Genomic DNA, 17,504 nt, shown 5'->3' on the forward strand with positions numbered 1-17,504 from the left:
AGGGGCCGGCGGTTCGCGCGCTCACATGCCGATGACGTCTTCGGCGTCCCGGTAGGGCAGCTTCTGGGCATCGGCGACCGCCTTGTAGGTCATCGTGCCCTTGTAGACGTTGAGGCCGGCGCGCAGATGCGGGTTGCGGCGCATCGCGGCCTCGGCGCCCTGCTCCGCCAGCGCGATGGTGAACGGCAGCGTCGCGTTGTTGAGCGCGAAGGTCGAGGTGCGCGCCACCGCGCCCGGCATGTTGGCGACGCAGTAATGCACCACGCCGTCGACCAGATAGGTCGGATCGGCATGCGTCGTGGCGTGGCTCGTCTCCGAGCAGCCGCCCTGGTCGATCGCGACATCGACGATCACCGAGCCTTTCTTCATCTGGCTCACCATCTTGGCGGTGATGAGCTTGGGCGCCGCGGCGCCGGGCAGGAGCACGCCGCCGATCACCAGGTCGGCGCTGATCACCTGCTCCTCGATCGCGTCGAGCGTCGAGAACAAAGTGTGCATGCGCGAGCCGAACTGCTCGTCGAGCTCCTTGAGCCGGCCGAGCGAGACGTCGAGCACCATCACATGCGCCTCGAGCCCCATCGCCATGCGCGCCGCATTGGTGCCGACCACGCCGCCGCCGAGCACCACGACCTTGGCCGCCGGCACGCCCGGCACGCCGCCGAGGAGTTGGCCGCGGCCGCCCTGGGCGATCTCCAGGCTGTGCGCGCCGGCCTGGATCGACATGCGGCCCGCGACCTCGCTCATCGGCGCCAGCAGCGGCAGGCCGCCGCGCGCATCGGTGACGGTCTCATAGGCGATGCAGATCGCGCCGCTTTTCAGCAGGCCCTGGGTCTGCTCGGGATCGGGCGCGAGATGCAGATAGGTGAACAGCACCTGGCCGGGGCGCAGCCGCGCGATCTCCACCGGCTGCGGCTCCTTGACCTTCACGATCATGTCGGCGGTCGCGAAGATCTCGTCGGCGGTCGGAAGGATCTTGGCGCCGACGCGGACATAGTCCTCGTCGGAGATGCCGATGCCGCCGCCCGCCTGGGCCTCGACGAACACCTCATGGCCGCGCGCGGTGAGCTCGCGCACCGCCGGCGGCGTCATGCCGACGCGGTATTCGTGGTTCTTGATTTCCTTGGGAACGCCGACGCGCATGGGCTGGCCTCTTGAGGTTGCGCCGGGGTGGGGCGCGGTCACGAAGAAGCGCGGAAAATATCGGTCGGCGGCGGCACATTCAATCGAAGCCGATTGCGCTCTTTGCCGCCGCCCCGACCGAATGTTTCAGAAAAGCCGCCCGCTCAGCCAGAGAACGGGATTGCCGCCGCTTTCGCGCGCGCATGCGAAAACGGGCGGCTCTCGCTTGCCGCGCGAGAGCCGCCCGCTTTGTAGGCGCTAAATGTCAGTGGTGATGGCCGCCGCCGCCACCATGTCCGCCGCCACCGCCATGACCGCCGCCATGGCCGCCCCAGTTGCCGCCGCCATGGCCGCCACCGTGACCGCTCCAATTGCCGCCGCCGTGGTGGAAGTCGCCATGCCAGCCCGAACCGCCATGCCAGCCGCCATGATAGTAGAACTGGCGATGGCCGCCGTAATAGCGCGACCGGAAGCCGCCGTTCAGCCAGAGGCCGTCGATGAAGACCGGACCGTTGTAGTAGTCGTAGTCGCCATAGTCCTCGCAGCGATAGGGGTCGTACCAGCGGCTGTAGGGATCGCAATAGGCCGGCGGATAGCCGCCGGGACCGTAATAACCGCCGCCGCCGATACCGATGCCGATGGAGACATGCGCCTCGGCGGGCGCCGCGGTGAAGGCTGCCGCGCCGGCCAGAAGCATGGCGCCGATCGCGGCTTTCTTGAAGAGTTTCATGGCTTACCTCGTCCTTGAATGGATTGCCGAGGCCGACATTGACGCCGAGCGCCTGAACCGGACATGAACGTCGCCGTCAGGATGGCGGCGGCAAAATCAGGCCGAGCGGCCGCGCGCCTCGACCGGCCAGATCGCCTTCAGCACGTCGCCGCGCACGCCGTGATAAAGGTCGTAGAGGTTGACCGTCGGATCGCAATGCGGAACGACGCAGCGCAGGACATCGCCGGGCTGCAGCGGCGGGCCGTCCTTCGGATAGAAGATGCCGCCCTGCTCGTCGCCGAAGAAAAAATAGACCGCGCCGGCGGGCGCGCCCGCATGCAGCAGCGGCGGACCGGCATCGGTCGCGAAGGATTTGAAGCCCGCATCGGTGGTGGCGAGGCCGGCGCGATTGGCGCTGATCACCGTGGTCTGCACGAACAGCGCGGTTTCGAACGGCGGGCGGTCGCCGGGTTTCTCCCACACCTCGTTGTACTGCTTGTCCATGAAGATGTAGGAGCCGACCTGAAGCTCGGTCAGCACCCGCGCGTCCGGATCGATGTCGAAGGTGCCGGTGCCGCCGCCCGATATGATCTTCGGCGCGAGTCCGGATTTCGCCAGCGTGTCGCGCAGCGCGCCCAATTCCTGCATCACCTGAAGCGAGACGGCGCGCCGTTCGTTCGGCGATTCCATGTGCTGGGCCTGGCCCGCATAGCATTGCAGGCCGCAATAGGCGAGGCCGGACGCGGCCGCGACCTGCTCGACCAGCGCGGGCGCGTCGGCGGGGCGGATGCCGGTGCGGCTGATGCCCGGATCGATGTCGACCAGGACCTTGAGCGGCTTGCCCGCCGCCCGCGCCGCCGCGTCCAGACGCGCCGCCACCGTCGCGTTGTCGCAGACCGCCATCAGCTCCGGCATGCGCGCGTTCAGCGCCATCAGCCGCGCGATGCCCGCCTCGGTGACGACCGGCGAGGTGATGAGGATCGATTCGATGCCGCCCTCGGCCAGCGCCTCGGCCTCGCCGAGCTTGGCGCAGCATATGCCGTTGGCGCCGACCGCGATCTGGCGCCTGGCGATCTCGACCGATTTGTGCGTCTTGGCGTGCGGGCGAAGGCCGACGCCGGCCGCCTTCGCATGGGCGACCATGCGCGCCAGATTGCGTTCGAAGACGTCCAGGTCGATGACGAGCGCGGGCGTCTGCAGCCGGGCCACGCCGCCCGCGACGCCGATGAGGTCTTCGTTCAAGGCGGTCATGTTTCCCTTTGGGTAGCGATGCGGCGGCAGTATTGCGCGAAAGCGGCGCCAAGATAAGGTCGATGCGTGACCTTCGCGCTCGTTCTCATCTTCGTTTCGGCCGCCGTGCATGCCGTCGTCAACGTGCTGACCAAGCGCGCCGAAGACAAATACGCCATGCGGCTGCTGATCGGCGTGTTCTCGGCGGTGCTGGTGACGCCGGCGCTGTTTTTCCTGCCGCCGCCGCGCGGGATCGCGGTGTGGCTGCTGGTCGCCACCGCCTTCGTGCATGCGCTCTACGAGCTTTTGCTGGTCAAGTCATACGAGAACGGCGCGTTCTCCGCCGTCTATCCGGTGGCGCGCGGCACCGGTCCGCTGTTCACCGCCATCGGCGCGATCCTGATCCTGCGCGAGCACGCTCCGGTCAGCGAGATATTGGGCATCGTGATGGTGTGCGGCGGGGTGATCGCGATCGGGCTGTCGCATCGCGCGACCGACGGCGCGCTGAAGGGCCTCGCCTATGCGCTCGCCACGGGACTGACCATCGGCGTCTACACGCTGATCGACGCCTCGGGCGTGCGCGCGGTGGAGCAGCCGCTGAGCTATGTGGCGTGGTTCTTCGTGGCGCATGGCGCCTCGGTGCTGCTGACGGCGCCCGGCATCCGCGGCCGCGCGGTGGTGATCGAGGCGCGGCGGCAATGGAAGCTCGGCGTGCTCCTGGGCGCGCTTTCGATCACGACCTATGGTTCGGCGATGCTGGCCTACAGCTTCGGCGCCACGGCGCAGCTCGCGGCCTTGCGCGAGACCAGCGTGCTGTTCGGCACCGCGCTGGCGATGACGTTCCTGGGCGAGCACATGACGCCGCGCCGCTGGCTCGCCGCCGGCGTGATTGCGGCCGGCGCGATCATGCTACAGATGGGCCCATGAAGGTTTTCTATTCGCCCGTCCATCTGGGCCATGCGCCGCCCGAGGAGTTCGAGGGCGGGCGGATGAGTCCGGCCGTCGAAGTGCCGGCGCGGGTGGAACGCGTGAAGGCCGAGGCCGAGCGGCGGAACGTCGGGCCGATCCAGGCGCCCGCCGATTTCGGCATGGCGCCGATTGCGCGGGTGCACGATGCGGGGCTGGTGCGCTTCCTCGGCGAGGCCAGCGCGCTGTGGCGCAAGCAGTATGGCGAGGAGGCGCCGCCGGCGATTCCGTCCGCCTGGCCGGGACGCGGCATGCGCGACCGTTTCGAGGGCGATGTCGAATCGCGGCTCGGCACCTATGCCTTCGATACCGCGACGCCGATCCTGAAAGGCACCTGGAGCGCGGCGCTGTCGGCGGTCGATTGCGCGCTGTCGGCGGCGGCGGAGATCAGGAGCGGCGCGCGATCCGCCTTCGCGCTGGCGCGCCCGCCCGGCCATCACGCCAGCGCCGATGTGTTCGGCGGCTATTGCTATCTCAACAACCTCGCCGTCGCGGCGCAGTGGTTCGCGGACCAGGGGCTGCGGCCGGCGATCCTCGATGTCGACTATCACCACGGCAACGGCACGCAGAGCATCTTCTACGGCCGCGGCGACGTGCTGTTCTGCTCGATCCACGGCGATCCGAGTTTCGCCTATCCGCATTTCCTGGGCTTCGCGGACGAGATCGGCGCGGGCGCGGGCGAAGGCGCGAATCTGAACCTGCCCTTGCCGATGTACACGGCGTGGGACCGCTATGGCGAGGCGCTGGGCGCGGCGGCGAAGCGGATCGCGGCGTTCGGGCCGGACGTGCTGCTGGTGTCGCTGGGGCTCGATACGTTCGAGGCCGATCCGATCTCGAAGTTCAAGCTGGCGGCGGCGGATTATCTACGTATGGGAGAGAAGATCGCGGCGCTGGGCCTGCCGACCCTGTTCCAGTTCGAGGGCGGGTATAATCTCGATGCGCTGGCGGGGATCACGGTCAACGTGCTGGAAGGGTTCGAGGGCGGTTAGGGTCTGCGCGCTATTGAAATTCACAAATGGTGTCATGGCCCGCGAATGCGGGCCATCCAGTTGAAGCGCCAATTCCGTTGAAGCCAGTAGCGTTGTCACCTGGATGGCCCGCATTCGCGGGCCATGACAATTTGGGACGGACCATGGCAATTTGGGATTGGAATATCCCAACAGATCGCAACGGATTCCATCGCAACGGACTCTAACCGCCTCTAAGGCGCGTCGCCGCCCATCTTGCGCACCGTCTCGTGCAGCTTGTCGGCCGCGGCCTTGGCCGCGTCGGCCGCCTTGGCGGCGGCGTCGCCGGTCTTGGCCTGCATCTCGTCGATCGCCTTGTCCACCGCCTGCTTCATGCTGGCGGCGGTGCCGCCCTTCTCGAATTCGCGCAGGATCACCGCCTCGACCTTGCCGATCACCGCGTCGACCGTGAAATCCTTGTTCAGGACGCGCTCGCGATGGGCGACGATGGAATAGATGTCGATCGAATCGTCGATGGTGCGGCCCATCTCCACGATCTTGTAGAAGCGCTCGCCCTCGGTCTTGCCCCGGATCACCAGATCGAACGCCGCCACCGCCAGCGTCAGCGGGATCTGGAAGAAATTGTGCAGATTGTTGAGCGCCAGCTTCATCTCGAACACGGCGACGTCGCGGATGAATTTCCAGCGCGTGTCCGCGTTCGGCGTCGGCGGTGGGGTCAAGTCGCTCATGGCGCGCCGGAGTATGCCCGATGACGCCGCGCGCGCAAAACCACCGCCGCCGGAAGGTCACGCGTCGCCGAACATCGCTTCGGGCGTCGCCACGACGCCCATCGGCGCGGTGACCTTGAAGATCGCGCTGGCCCGAAGGCACAGCACACCGTCCGCCGTCGCCAGCCCCTGCGCGAAGAACAGGCTCTTGCCGGCGCGCAGGAACTCCGCCCGGCCCTCGACCCAGGCGCCGAGCTTGGCCGGCGCGATGTAATCGAGCGTCAGGTTCACGGTCGGCGCGAAGCCGACATCGGCCTTGGCCTGCACGCGCGCCGCGATGGGGATGAACATGTCGGCGAAGGTGGCGAGCATGCCGCCATGCGCGACCTGGCCGGGATTGCAGTGGCGCATCTCGACGCGAAAGCCCATCGTCAGCGTCGCGCCGTCCCATTTGCCATAGAGCGGGCCGACGACTTCGATGAAGCCCATGTTGAACTTGAACGGCCTAAAGCCTTCGGGAATGTCGGCGGACATGGCAAGCCTTGGATAGCGGTTCATGCACTGTGGCGGCGATCGCGGGCGCGCACAACATCGCCTCTCACTTTTGCGTCACCATGGCCGCGCGGCTTGCCAGCACGGTTGCGCAAACTTACGTTCGGTCAGGCAAACAACGGCGCACCCCACACCTTGAAACGCGTTCTCCTCCTCCTCGTGCTTGCCCTGTCGTGGAGCGCGGCGCATGGCGAAGAGCACACGGACCGCGAATTCCAGGAGTGCCCCGGCTGTCCGGTGATGGTCGGTATTCCGGCCGGCGGCTTCACGATGGGAAGCCCGCCAGGCGAGGCGGGCCATTTCGACAATGAAGGGCCGCTTCACGCCGTTTCGGTGCGGGCCTTCGCGCTCGGCAAGTTCGATGTCACGAGCGAGGAATTCCTGCGCTTCCTCCAGGAGACCGGCTATCGGCCGGCGGCCTGCAATTCGATCCTGAACCTGCGCTGGCAGCCGGCGGCGGGCGGGCTGCCGCGGCCGCCGGCCGAGGTCGAGCCGCCGCGCTGGCCGGCGGTGTGCCTGGAATGGAAGGATGCGCAGGCCTATGTCGACTGGCTCAACGCGACGGTGAAGACGGCGCGGCCGCAGCTTGCGGGGCGCGCCGGACCCTATCGCCTGCCGAGCGAGGCGGAATGGGAATATGCCGCGCGCGGTGGCACCGCGACGGCGCGCTGGTGGGGCGACGATCTGGGCGCCGGCAACGCCAATTGCAATGGCTGCGGCAGCAAGTCGGACGCGCGGGTGCTGACGGAGGTCGACAGCTTCGCGGCCAACCCGTTCGGCCTGTTCGGCATGCTGGGCAATGCCTGGCAGTGGACGGCGGATTGCTGGCATCCGAGCTATCTCGGCGCGCCGCGCGACGGCTCGGCCTGGACGGGCGGCGGCGATTGCACGCGGCATGTGCTGCGCGGCGGCTCGTGGGACAACGTGCCGGTGTTCGTGCGCTCGGCGGCACGCACCGGCGCGCCGGCGGTGAAGGGCGAATATGATTATTCGAGCCTGGCCGGATTCCGCGTGGCGCGGACGCTGCCATAGCGTGCGACAACCGACCCTGCGGCATGTGCGACGCCGTTCATTGTCCGGTAGCCGGCACGGTACTACGTCCACCACCATGAACGCGCTGACGTCCAAGCTCCAGGAGCTTCAGGCAGAGCCCGTGATCCGCGGATTGCTCGGCCGCTGCCCCAATTGCGGCGAAGGCCGGATGTTCCGGGCCTTCCTCAAAGTGAACGACAACTGCCCGGTGTGCGGCGAGGAGTTGCATCACCACCGCGCCGACGACTTCCCCGCCTATCTGGTGATCGTGATCGTCGGCCACATCGTGGTGGCGCTGACGCTCGGCGTGGAAGCCGCTTACTCGCCGCCGCTCTGGCTGCACGCGCTGCTCTGGATCCCGCTTACCCTGGCCATGGCGCTGGCGCTGATCCAGCCGGTCAAGGGCGCGGTCGTCGCGTTCCAGTGGCAGCACGGGATGGAAGGCTTCGGCCCCGCCAAGCGCAGCCGCGACGCGCTCGCCGCCCTGGCTATCTGAGCGCATCGCGCGGGTTCAGGTTCAACGTCACTTCCATGCTGTAGTCGATCGCGCCGGCCGGCAGCGTCAGCGGCGAGGACAGCAGCACCGCGTTGCGGGCGCTGAGCGCGATGTCGCGGTAGAGCGCGTCGCGCGTATAGCGCTCGCGGTCGAGGATCTCGGCGCTCGCCACCGTGCCGTTCTTTAAGACGACGATGCGCAGCGCGACGATGAAGCCGCGATTGCCGAGCAGCGCGACGTTGAAATTCCATTTGCGCTCGACCTGGGCGCGGATGAGATCGCGCACCGCATAGGCCGCCTCGTTGCCGGGCGCCGCGTCGTTGCTGCTCGCCGCCTCCTCCGCCGCCGGCGTTTCCAGCGGCCTGGTGTTGCTCTGCGGCTGGCGCAGGCGCGCTAGCGAATTCAGCTTGGTCTCGAGGTCGTCGGGCAGCGGCCTGGTGCCTTTCGGCGAGGTGCCTTCGGGGCGGTTCGCGGAAGCCGGCTCGCGCGCGGCGGTGCGCGGCGCGAAGGGGCGCGGGATTTTCGCCTTCACCGGCGCGGGCGGCGAGGTCGTTTCCTCGCCCAGGCGGATGACGTCGATCGGCACGATGTGCGGCGGCGCGGCCGCCGGCGGCGCGCCGCGATGAAGCATCATCAGCAGCAACAGCGCCGCGAACAATCCGTGCAGCGCCAGCGAAGCCGCAAGCCCCCTGCCGTCGCCTTCCAAGTAGGCGATGCCCGCGCCCAGGAGCGCGCGTCCATTCTCCATCGTGAACCGGGCGGGCATGCGGCTTCGACACTATCCCTTTGGCGACGCCCCCGCGCGCGATGCTGCGCCGGCCGCGCGGCGCTTTCAAGCACTCGCGGCCGCGGAGTGCTGCCGAACGCGGCGCTCGACAAGATGCACCAAACCGCTTCATCCTGCGTTTAACAATGATGTGACAGGATCGGGAAACGCAGTCGAGGAAGGGCGTAACGGAGCAAAGATCGAAGGGGTCATGATGAGCAATCTCGAGTCCCGTCTTCGCGGCTATCGCCTGACCACCGCGGAGATCGTCTATCGCCTGCCCGACCATCCCGCGATGCTTCAGACGTTTATCTGGCAGGATCTCGACGTCGCACCGCGCTTTCCCGTGCTCAACAAATTCCTGCGCTTCTGGGAGACCTCGATCGAGGGCAAGCTCTTTCAGGTGCGCGTCGCCTCGCGCGGACTGATCAGCGACGCGGAGCTAAAGCTCGTCGGCGGCGAATTCGCGCTGCACTGACGGCGCATAGCGCGCGGAAAACACGGCGCCGGCCCAAGGACGGGCCCGGCTGCCCCGTTGCGCGCGCGTCCAAGGCGCAGCAAAGTCGGCTCCAGCGACCATGCGAGGAGCCTTGCGATGACCGACGTCCCCTATACGCCGCCCAAGGTGTGGACCTGGGACAAGCCGAGCGGCGGGCAGTTCGCCAACATCAACCGGCCGATCGCCGGGCCGACGCATGAGAAGGTGCTGCCGATCGGCAAGCATCCCTTCCAGCTCTACTCGCTGGGCACGCCCAACGGCGTGAAGGTGACGATCATGTTCGAGGAGCTGCTCGCCGCCGGCCACAAGGGCGCCGAGTACGACGCCTGGCTGATCAATATCGGCAAGGGCGACCAGTTCGGCTCGGGCTTCGTCGAACTCAATCCCAATTCCAAGATCCCGGCGCTGGCCGACCACACCACCAACCCGCCGACGCGGGTGTTCGAGTCGGCGTCGATCCTGGTGCATCTCGCCGAGAAGTTCGACAGCGCCTTCCTGCCCAGGAGCGGCACCAAGCGCACCGAGACCTTCAACTGGCTGTTCTGGCAGATGGGCAGCGCGCCTTACGTCGGCGGCGGGTTCGGGCATTTCTATGCCTATGCGCCGATCAAGATCGAATACGCCATCGACCGCTTCGCGATGGAGACCAAGCGCCAGCTCGACGTGCTGAACCGCCATCTCGCCGATCACGAATATTTCGCGGGCGACGAATACACCATCGCCGACATCGCGATCTTCCCGTGGTACGGCTCGGTCGTGAAGGGCGCAGCCTACAATGCCGCCGAGTTCCTGTCGGTGCATGAGTACACGCATGTCATCCGCTGGGTGGACCAGATCGCGGCGCGTCCCGCGGTGAAGCGCGGCCGCGCCGTCAACCGCGCCTTCGGCCCCGTGGAGGGCCAGGTGATCGAACGCCACGACGCCAGCGATTTCGACGGCAAGGTGCTGGACTAGGCGGCGAAGGCCGCCTCTCTTTCTACGCCTTTGGCGGCGGCGGGACGTTGCGAGACACCGCGCTCGCGGCATCGTCGACCGCCTTGGTCATCTCCGCGCCGGCGTGGTTGAGGGCTTCCAGAATCTTGTCGACTTCGACGCCGTGCTGCTCCGCCGCCGCCTTCAGCGCCTTGGCGTGATCGGGCACGCGCGCGAGTTCCCGGTTCAAAGTATCGCCGACCGATTTGAGCTTTTCGGGCGTGAGGCCGGCCTTGGTCGCGGCGTCTTTGAGGTTGGCCTGAAGGTCATCGTACCAGCTCATCGTCGGTCTCCTTGCTGTGCCCGGCAGAATCCAGCACCCGGACGGCGTTAAATAACGACGAAAGTCTCGATCCTTGCCCGGACAAGGTTCTTGACGCCCATCAACAGCCACCCTAAATAGCCCACTATATGGCTTGGCACTCTCCAAAGGCGAGTGCTGCCATTCGGGATTAATCCTTTAGTCTCAACAATCTAGGGAGCAAGACGCATGAAATTCCGTCCGCTTGGCGACCGCGTGGTCGTCCGTCGCGTGAAAGAGGAACAGAAGACCGCCGGGGGAATCATCATTCCCGACACCGTGCAGGAAAAGCCCCAGGAAGGCGAAGTCATCTCGGTCGGCCCCGGCGCGCTCGACGACAATGGCAAGCGCGTCGTTCCGGAAGTGAAGGCCGGCGATTTCGTGCTGTTCGGCAAGTGGTCGGGCACCGAGGTCAAGGTCGAGGGCGAGGATCTCCTGATCATGAAGGAGTCCGACATCATGGGCATTCTCGAGGGCCGCAAGTCGTCCTCGAAGAAGGCCGCGTAATTCAAGTTCTCACAGGAGATAAAGACACATGGCAGCCAAGGACGTAAAATTCGGCGCCGATGCGCGTGAGCGTCTGCTCCGCGGCGTCGACATCCTCGCCGATGCAGTGCAGGTGACGCTGGGCCCGAAGGGCCGCAACGTCGTCATCGAGAAGAGCTTCGGCGCCCCGCGCACGACCAAGGACGGCGTGACGGTGGCCAAGGAGATCGAGCTCGGCGACAAGTTCGAGAACATGGGCGCCCAGATGGTGCGCGAAGTGGCCTCCAAGACCAACGACGCGGCCGGCGACGGCACGACGACGGCGACAGTCTTGGCACGCGCAATAGTCCGCGAGGGTTCCAAGGCGGTCAGCGCCGGCATGAACCCGATGGACCTGAAGCGCGGCATCGAGAAGGCGGTCGAGATCGTCGTCGCCGACCTCAAGAAGCGCTCCAAGAAGGTCAAGTCGAACGAAGAGATCGGCCAGGTCGGCACGATCAGCGCGAACGGCGACACCGAAGTCGGCAAGATGATCGCCGAAGCGATGGCCAAGGTCGGCAATGAAGGCGTGATCACGGTCGAGGAAGCCAAGTCCCTCGCCACCGAGCTCGACGTCGTCGAAGGCATGCAGTTCGACCGCGGCTATATCTCGCCCTACTTCATCACCAACGCGGACAAGATGGTCGCCGAGCTCGACGAGCCGTCGATCCTCATCCACGAGAAGAAGCTCACCAGCCTGCAGCCCTTGCTGCCGATCCTGGAAGCGGTCGTGCAGTCGGGCCGTCCCCTGCTCATCATCGCCGAAGAGATCGAGGGCGAGGCCCTGGCCACGCTCGTCGTGAACAAGCTGCGCGGCGGCCTCAAGGTTGCCGCCGTCAAGGCGCCGGGCTTCGGCGATCGCCGCAAGGCGATGCTGGAAGACATCGCCATCGTGACCGGCGGCCAGGTGATCAGCGAAGACCTCGGCATCAAGCTCGAGAACGTCAAGCTGAACATGCTGGGCACGGCCAAGAAGGTCCGCATCGACAAGGACAACACCACGATCATCGACGGCGCCGGCAAGAAGTCGGAGATCCAGGCCCGCGTCGGCCAGATCAAGACCCAGATCGAGGAAACCACGTCGGACTACGACAAGGAGAAGCTGCAGGAACGTCTGGCGAAGCTCGCCGGCGGCGTTGCGGTGATCCGCGTCGGCGGCGCGACCGAGGTCGAGGTCAAGGAGAAGAAGGATCGCGTCGACGACGCGCTCAACGCCACCAAGGCGGCGGTCGAGGAAGGCATCGTGCCGGGCGGCGGTACCGCCCTGCTCTACGCCACCAAGTCGCTCAATGGCGTCGCCGGCGACAATGACGACCAGACCCAGGGCATCGCGATCGTGCGTCGCGCGATCCAGGCTCCGATCCGTCAGATCGTCGAGAACGCGGGCGTCGAGGCCTCCATCGTGGTCGGCAAGCTGCTCGAGCAGAAGTCGTCCACCTTCGGCTTCAACGCGCAGACCGAGACCTATGGCGACCTGATCGACCTCGGCATCGTCGACCCGACCAAGGTGGTCCGCGTCGCGCTGCAGAACGCGTCGAGCGTGGCGGCCCTTCTGATCACGACGGAGGCGATGGTCGCCGATCGTCCGAAGAAGGAATCGGGCGGCGGCGGCATGCCCGGCGGCGGCATGGGCGGCGGCGGCATGGGCGACATGGACTTCTAAAGCTTGTGGCCCGGCTTGTCCGGGCCATCCAGTCGTTCGACAGAAATGCGGAAAAGGGCCGGAGCGATCCGGCCCTTTTTCTTTGCGGCAAGGCCCGTCGGACGTTCGCGGCGACGGTCGATTTCCCGCCGCGCGTCGGGCAGGTAAACTCGACACATGAAGCATGTGCTCTTCGTCTGCGGTCGCAACCGGCTTCGCAGCCCCACCGCCGAAGCCGTGTTTTCCGATCATCCGGGAATCGAGGTGGCGTCGGCCGGTGTCGGTCGTGACGCCGACGCGCCGCTCGACGCCGACCTGGTGGCGTGGGCGGACATCATCTTCGTGATGGAAAAGTCCCACCGCGAAAAACTGACGTCGCGGTTTCGGTCCGCGTTGAAAAACACGCGCGTCGTCTGTCTCGATATTCCCGACAGATTCTCCTTCATGGAGCCGGCCCTCGTCGCTCTTCTGAAAGCGAAGGTAACGCCGCTCTTGTGAGATCGAGTCGGGCAAAATGGCGGCGCAGGACGGGGCGGCATGCCAATCCTAAAGCCCTTTCGGTTTGAAATTATTCACCGGAAGTCGTCATTGCCCGGCTTGTCCGGGCAATCCAATTTGGCCGCACAAAGAAAATTGGATCGCCCGCATAAAGCGGGCGATGACGACTATTCTTTGAATGATTCAATCCAAACCGAAACGGCTCTAATTGCAGAGCGAAGAGGAAAAGGCCCGGTGACGACACGCGGCCTTTTTTGTTGCGTGGCGGTCAGGGAAAGCCGTCCTGCTTCTTTTCGGGGTCAGGCGCCTTCTGCGTGTCCGGATCGGGCTTGCCCTGCGCATCGTCCTGATCCAAATTCCACGCCACTTTCACCGTCATCGGCGCATCGACGAGTTGCCCGTCCTTGACCGCGGGGCGGTAGTGCCACTTGGCCACGCAGTGCACGGCGGCGTCGTCGAGGCCGTCCGAGCCGCTCGACTTGGCGACCTTGACATCGCGCACCGTGCCGTCCGCCGATACCGTGAAGGCGAGCTCGGTGGTGCCCTCCCGGTCGAACACCCGCGCGAAGAACGGGTAATCGTTGCGGCAGTTCTCCTGTTTGGACAGCGCCGGCGGCTGGGAGACGTGCTGCACGACGGGCACGCGCACGAGCTGCTTCACGACCTTGACCGGCGCTTCGGTGCGGACTTCGAGCTTCTCGTAGAGATCGTAGAAGAACAGCAGCGAGGATGCCGTCGCGATGGCGCCCGCGACCACCACGGCCCACAGATGGTGGCGAAACCGCCCGCTGTAGAACAGCCCGGACGACACGACGAAAATCACGAACTCGATAAGGATCACTGCTGCTCCTGCCTTCGAAACGGTCCGGATTCATTTGATCCGCGCCGCGTCCCGTTTCGGTACATATCTCTAAACTTTTATGCAAATTCGAGAATCCACAGCAACGACGTTTGGCGTATCGGAGAATCGTCCAATACTGCTCACAGCGGCGTAATCGGACGCCGCGCGGTTAACGTCCTCGCAAGGGAATTGGGCCGATGCAGATCGATCCGGTGGTGGCTCTCGCGCAGAAACTCGCCGACGCGGAGCGCGCCCTGCGCGACGCGCGGCTTCGGCGCGACGAGAAGATGACGACGCGCTGGCTCGCCATCCTCTCCATGCTCAACGAAGACCTCTATACCGTCGTGCCGACCAGTCCGCTGGGCGCGGCGGAACTCTTGCGCAAGGCCGCCGCCCCGCTCGGCGGCGCCTGGACCGTCTATGCCGGGCATATGGACGCGATCGCCGAGCGGCTGTCGAACGGCTCGCGCGCGCTCGACGACCTCGTATGGCTGCGCGCGATGCGGCCGGCGCTGTCCAGCGGGATGTGCGGCAATGAGGGCGTGATCGTCGCGCCCCTGGTGGCGCTCGCCATTCGCGGCGCGTCGCGGCCGATGATCGTGTTCCGCGCCGTGTTCCCGCCGCGCAACGACGACGGCTGGGGCCACGCCGCCTCGCGGTCGCCATAGAGCGCCCTTTCCGGTTCGCCCCCGATTTGCCAAGATTGCCTGCGCAACTGATATCCCGCGCGAAGGGACGCGATCCCGCCGGATCGCTTAAGGGCTGGAACGATGTTCAGACATGCACGCGCCGCCGCCTTGTCGGCCGCTCTCGCGCTCGGCGCCGCCCAGGCGGCGCTGGCGGCCGCGCCGCCGCCCGCCGCTTCGACCGCCGCGATCCCGATGAAGAAGGACGGCGGGGTCTATGTCGTGCCGGTGACGGTGAACGGCCTCGTCACCATCGACTGCATCGTCGACAGCGGCGCCTCCGACGTGAACATCCCCGCCGGCGTGTACCGCAAGCTGCAGCGCGCCGGCGCCATCCAGCAGAGCGACCTGCTGGGCACCGAAGACTACACGCTCGCCGACGGGTCGACCGAGCACGGGCGCGTGGTGCGCATCCGCACGCTGAAGGTCGGCAATATCGTGGTGCACGACGTCACGGCCAGTATCGGCGGCGACGAGAGCAGCGCGCTTCTGGGCCAAAGCTTCCTGGAGCGCTTCCGCTCCTGGTCGCTCGACAATGGCCGCCATGCCCTGGTGCTGAACGGCGTGCCGTCGGAGCCGGCGCCGCGCGTCGCGCGCGATGGCAACCGCCCCGTTCCGGCGCCGCATGCCGGCCCTTCCGACGATTCCGGCGCCCCGACCGTGGCCCAGATCTCAAGCGGCCATGGCGGCCATGTCCGCCGTCCGCCGCCCAAGCAGAACAGCGGCGAGGCCGGGGACGAAAACCTCACCGGGCAATACCGCAAGTAGGCGGCGGGCCCGCCTAGCCGGTTTGACGCGCTCCGCCCGGGACGGGATCGCGACGCGCGATCGACGACCGACGAATAAAACCGCCACTGGGCCGGGGCGACCGATTTCAAGCCTTGATCGGCGCCGCGAAGAGGCGTCCGGTGCGCGCGCAATATCCCAAGCGAGGACACCATGGCCTATACGATCTACGACGCCTCCATTCCGGTGATGATCCGCAGCCTGACCAGCCTGTCGAAAATCCTCGACAAGGCGGTGGCGCAGGCCAAGGCCGACGACCTGCCGCTCAGCGAACTTCTCGAGGCGCGGCTGGCGCCGGACATGCGTCCCTTCACCCACCAGATCCAATTGGCGTCGGACGCCGCCAAGGGCGCCGCCGCGCGGCTCGCCGACGTTACGCCGCCGGGCATGCCGGACACCGAAACGACCTTCCCGGAGCTGCACACGCGGCTGCAGAAGACCATCGCCTTCCTGGAGACGATCAGGCCGGAGCAGCTTGCCGGCGCCGAGGACCGTGAGATCGTGCTCAAATTCCCCAGCGGCGAGAGGAAATTCACCGGCCGCGACTTCCTGGCCGGCTACGCGCTGCCGAACTTCCTGTTCCACGTGACCACCGCCTATGCCCTGTTGCGGCACAAGGGCATCGTGATCGGCAAGTCGGATTTCCTCGGCGGCGCCTAAGGCGCGAACCGCGCGACGGCGCTACGCCGGTTCGGTGGCGCCGTCGGCCGGGCCTTGGAGAAAGGGCTCCACCTTGCCCTTGTACTTGATCGTCATCGGCCGTCCGTGGCGGTCGACCGTCTTGCCGACGGCCAGCCGCACCCAGCCTTCGCTGACGCAATACTCCTCGACATTGGTCTTTTCCTGGCCGTTGAAGCGGATGCCGACGCCGCGCTCGAGAAGCTCGCGGTTGTAGTGCTTGCTGTCGGGATCGGTCGAGAGGCGGTCGGGCAGCGTGTCGGTCATGGGCGTGTGCTCGTTTTGCGGCGCGCATAATGCGGAGGCGGGGCGGGATTGCAACCGCGCCCCGCGATGCCCATTTTCCGCTGAATGGAAGCCCGGATCGTTCCCTGCCCGCATTGCGACGCCGCCAACCGGGTTCCGGCCGGGCGCGCGCCGGGGGATGCTCGCTGCGGGCGCTGCCACAAGGCGTTGTTCGAGGGCCGGCCGCTGGCCCTGACGGCGGCGCGGTTCGACCGTCACGCCAATTCCGACCTGCCGCTGCTGGTCGATTTCTGGGCCGCGTGGTGCGGCCCGTGCCGGATGATGGCGCCCGGCTTCGAGAAGGCGGCCGCCCTGTTCGAGCCCAGGGCGCGTCTCGCCAAGGTCGATTCCGACGCCGAGGGCGCGCTGTCGGCGCGGTTCGCCATCCGCTCGATCCCGACGCTGATCCTGTTCCAGCGCGGCAGGGAGATCGCGCGGCTGTCGGGCGCGCTGCCGCCCGGCGAGCTCAACCACTGGATCGAGCAGCACCTGCCCGCCTAGGACACCGCCTGCGGATAGCTGCAGAACAGGATGGTGCTCAGCCCGCCGCCGGCGCCCGCCAGCGGCAGCGCCACCTCGCAATGCCAATACGTCGCGCGGCCGAGCGGGACCGCGGAATTCGCGACGACCGGCACGCCGGCCCGGATCGTGGCGTTCAGGATCGACCGCAATTGGCGCTTGATGTCGTCGGCGAGGACGTCGACGTTCAGCCCCGTCGCCTCCCGGCCGAAACGGCGGATGAGATTTGTACCCGAAAGGCGAAAGCGGAATTGCTGGTCGCCTGAGATCTCGATCAAAGCGAGGTTGCCGAGCCATGGTCGGAGGTCCTGCTCGGGTGTGCTGACCCCTGCCGGCATCGGCCGCCCGCCGCATTTCCGCAACCAGTACGAAATGAGCGATTGAAGGGCGGGCGGGAGCGAGCGGGTCTGGGCACCGAGGCGGTGGACATTCTGACGGTCCGGCATTCCTTCAATCGCAATTTTCGCGGCCAAGCGCGACACCCGGAAGAAGTGAGCGACGCGCGGAAAGAGCGGCCGGTGCGGAAGAATACCGGCCAGGACTCGACTCTTCTGCGCGCCGCCGCTTGACGCCCTCCGCATACCAACCCGATAAAGGTCGGGTTTCCGCGATTTGCGGACGACAAATCGCCCAGGCACCCATGAATATCACGGCTGTCCAGAACAAACTCGCGGTCCGCAAGTCTTCAAGCAGACAAAACTTTAGATATCGGACATTGCAACCTGCG

23 protein-coding genes are annotated in these 17,504 nt (G+C 66.6%); 13 read left to right on the forward strand and 10 right to left on the reverse strand.

What is annotated here, in order from left to right; genetic code table 11:
* Positions 1-21: 21 nt before the first annotated feature.
* From ald to WDM86_21565, 3 genes are all read right to left on the reverse strand, one after another.
* Positions 22-1,140, reverse strand: a complete 1,119-nt coding sequence (gene ald, locus WDM86_21555) for an alanine dehydrogenase (GenBank protein ID MEI9992605.1) — start codon at positions 1,138-1,140, stop codon at positions 22-24.
* A gap of 244 nt (positions 1,141-1,384) precedes the next feature.
* Positions 1,385-1,849, reverse strand: a complete 465-nt coding sequence (locus WDM86_21560; protein MEI9992606.1) for a hypothetical protein — start codon at positions 1,847-1,849, stop codon at positions 1,385-1,387.
* 96 nt (positions 1,850-1,945) lie between these two features.
* Positions 1,946-3,079, reverse strand: a complete 1,134-nt coding sequence (locus WDM86_21565; protein MEI9992607.1) for a DSD1 family PLP-dependent enzyme — start codon at positions 3,077-3,079, stop codon at positions 1,946-1,948.
* 66 nt (positions 3,080-3,145) lie between these two features.
* Here WDM86_21565 and WDM86_21570 point away from each other — a divergent pair, with 66 nt between their 5' ends.
* Together WDM86_21570 and WDM86_21575 are read left to right on the forward strand one after the other, a co-directional pair.
* Positions 3,146-3,985 (forward strand): DMT family transporter, encoded by an 840-nt coding sequence (locus WDM86_21570; GenBank protein ID MEI9992608.1) that lies wholly within the window; start codon positions 3,146-3,148, stop codon positions 3,983-3,985.
* The gene (locus WDM86_21575) at positions 3,982-5,013 is read left to right on the forward strand and encodes a histone deacetylase family protein (GenBank protein ID MEI9992609.1); all 1,032 of its coding nucleotides are present in this window, start codon (positions 3,982-3,984) and stop codon (positions 5,011-5,013) included. Before WDM86_21570 ends, WDM86_21575 begins: the two co-directional genes overlap by 4 nt.
* Positions 5,014-5,225: 212 nt before the next feature.
* On the opposite strand, the gene WDM86_21580 is transcribed toward WDM86_21575, so the two are convergent.
* A complete protein-coding gene (locus tag WDM86_21580) occupies positions 5,226-5,720 on the reverse strand; it encodes a hypothetical protein (protein ID MEI9992610.1) in 495 nt (164 codons plus the stop codon).
* Positions 5,721-5,777: 57 nt separating this feature from the next.
* Positions 5,778-6,233, reverse strand: a complete 456-nt coding sequence (locus WDM86_21585) for a PaaI family thioesterase (protein ID MEI9992611.1) — start codon at positions 6,231-6,233, stop codon at positions 5,778-5,780.
* A 153-nt stretch (positions 6,234-6,386) separates the two neighbouring features.
* Between WDM86_21585 and WDM86_21590 the strand changes: the two genes are divergently transcribed.
* Both WDM86_21590 and WDM86_21595 read left to right on the forward strand, forming a co-directional pair.
* The gene (locus WDM86_21590) at positions 6,387-7,283 is read left to right on the forward strand and encodes a formylglycine-generating enzyme family protein (GenBank protein ID MEI9992612.1); all 897 of its coding nucleotides are present in this window, start codon (positions 6,387-6,389) and stop codon (positions 7,281-7,283) included.
* Between the two features lie 76 nt (positions 7,284-7,359).
* A complete protein-coding gene (locus WDM86_21595) occupies positions 7,360-7,779 on the forward strand; it encodes a DUF983 domain-containing protein (GenBank protein MEI9992613.1) in 420 nt (139 codons plus the stop codon).
* On the opposite strand, the gene WDM86_21600 is transcribed toward WDM86_21595, so the two are convergent.
* On the reverse strand, positions 7,772-8,545 hold the full coding sequence (locus tag WDM86_21600; GenBank protein MEI9992614.1) for a hypothetical protein: 774 nt from the start codon (positions 8,543-8,545) through the stop codon (positions 7,772-7,774). The genes WDM86_21595 and WDM86_21600 overlap by 8 nt on opposite strands.
* A 214-nt stretch (positions 8,546-8,759) precedes the next feature.
* Between WDM86_21600 and WDM86_21605 the strand changes: the two genes are divergently transcribed.
* Together WDM86_21605 and yghU are read left to right on the forward strand one after the other, a co-directional pair.
* On the forward strand, positions 8,760-9,023 hold the full coding sequence (locus WDM86_21605; GenBank protein MEI9992615.1) for an usg protein: 264 nt from the start codon (positions 8,760-8,762) through the stop codon (positions 9,021-9,023).
* A gap of 117 nt (positions 9,024-9,140) precedes the next feature.
* The gene (gene yghU / locus WDM86_21610) at positions 9,141-9,998 is read left to right on the forward strand and encodes a glutathione-dependent disulfide-bond oxidoreductase (protein ID MEI9992616.1); all 858 of its coding nucleotides are present in this window, start codon (positions 9,141-9,143) and stop codon (positions 9,996-9,998) included.
* 22 nt (positions 9,999-10,020) lie between these two features.
* Here the strand turns inward: yghU and WDM86_21615 are convergent, their stop codons facing one another.
* Positions 10,021-10,299, reverse strand: coding sequence for a hypothetical protein (locus WDM86_21615; GenBank protein MEI9992617.1), 279 nt, complete (start codon positions 10,297-10,299; stop codon positions 10,021-10,023).
* A 207-nt stretch (positions 10,300-10,506) separates the two neighbouring features.
* Here WDM86_21615 and groES point away from each other — a divergent pair, with 207 nt between their 5' ends.
* From groES to WDM86_21630, 3 genes are all read left to right on the forward strand, one after another.
* Positions 10,507-10,824, forward strand: a complete 318-nt coding sequence (gene groES, locus WDM86_21620) for a co-chaperone GroES (protein ID MEI9992618.1) — start codon at positions 10,507-10,509, stop codon at positions 10,822-10,824.
* A 28-nt stretch (positions 10,825-10,852) separates the two neighbouring features.
* Positions 10,853-12,505: a chaperonin GroEL gene (groL, locus tag WDM86_21625; GenBank protein MEI9992619.1), complete on the forward strand. Its 1,653-nt coding sequence runs from the start codon at positions 10,853-10,855 to the stop codon at positions 12,503-12,505.
* Between the two features lie 156 nt (positions 12,506-12,661).
* A complete protein-coding gene (locus WDM86_21630; GenBank protein ID MEI9992620.1) occupies positions 12,662-12,982 on the forward strand; it encodes a low molecular weight protein tyrosine phosphatase family protein in 321 nt (106 codons plus the stop codon).
* Between the two features lie 268 nt (positions 12,983-13,250).
* Here WDM86_21630 and WDM86_21635 read toward each other — a convergent pair whose 3' ends face one another.
* Entirely contained in the window at positions 13,251-13,823 is a 573-nt protein-coding gene (locus tag WDM86_21635; protein MEI9992621.1) for an energy transducer TonB, read from the reverse strand.
* 197 nt (positions 13,824-14,020) lie between these two features.
* On the opposite strand from WDM86_21635, the gene WDM86_21640 reads away from it, so the two are divergent.
* From WDM86_21640 to WDM86_21650, 3 genes are all read left to right on the forward strand, one after another.
* Positions 14,021-14,491 carry a hypothetical protein gene (locus tag WDM86_21640; GenBank protein MEI9992622.1) on the forward strand — a complete coding sequence of 157 codons (471 nt, stop codon included), beginning with the start codon at positions 14,021-14,023 and terminating at the stop codon, positions 14,489-14,491.
* Between the two features lie 102 nt (positions 14,492-14,593).
* Complete coding sequence (locus WDM86_21645; GenBank protein MEI9992623.1) at positions 14,594-15,277, forward strand: retropepsin-like aspartic protease; 684 nt, start codon at positions 14,594-14,596, stop codon at positions 15,275-15,277.
* Between the two features lie 171 nt (positions 15,278-15,448).
* Complete coding sequence (locus tag WDM86_21650) at positions 15,449-15,955, forward strand: DUF1993 domain-containing protein (GenBank protein ID MEI9992624.1); 507 nt, start codon at positions 15,449-15,451, stop codon at positions 15,953-15,955.
* Positions 15,956-15,976: 21 nt separating this feature from the next.
* On the opposite strand, the gene WDM86_21655 is transcribed toward WDM86_21650, so the two are convergent.
* Complete coding sequence (locus WDM86_21655; GenBank protein MEI9992625.1) at positions 15,977-16,240, reverse strand: DUF3297 family protein; 264 nt, start codon at positions 16,238-16,240, stop codon at positions 15,977-15,979.
* A gap of 84 nt (positions 16,241-16,324) precedes the next feature.
* On the opposite strand from WDM86_21655, the gene trxC reads away from it, so the two are divergent.
* A complete protein-coding gene (trxC, locus tag WDM86_21660; GenBank protein ID MEI9992626.1) occupies positions 16,325-16,759 on the forward strand; it encodes a thioredoxin TrxC in 435 nt (144 codons plus the stop codon).
* On the opposite strand, the gene WDM86_21665 is transcribed toward trxC, so the two are convergent.
* Complete coding sequence (locus WDM86_21665; GenBank protein MEI9992627.1) at positions 16,756-17,358, reverse strand: PAS domain-containing protein; 603 nt, start codon at positions 17,356-17,358, stop codon at positions 16,756-16,758. The two genes, trxC and WDM86_21665, sit on opposite strands and share 4 nt — an antisense overlap.
* Positions 17,359-17,504: the final 146 nt, after the last annotated feature.

The sequence above is a fragment of the Rhizomicrobium sp. genome (genome assembly GCA_037200045.1).
Classification (GTDB): domain Bacteria; phylum Pseudomonadota; class Alphaproteobacteria; order Micropepsales; family Micropepsaceae; genus Rhizomicrobium.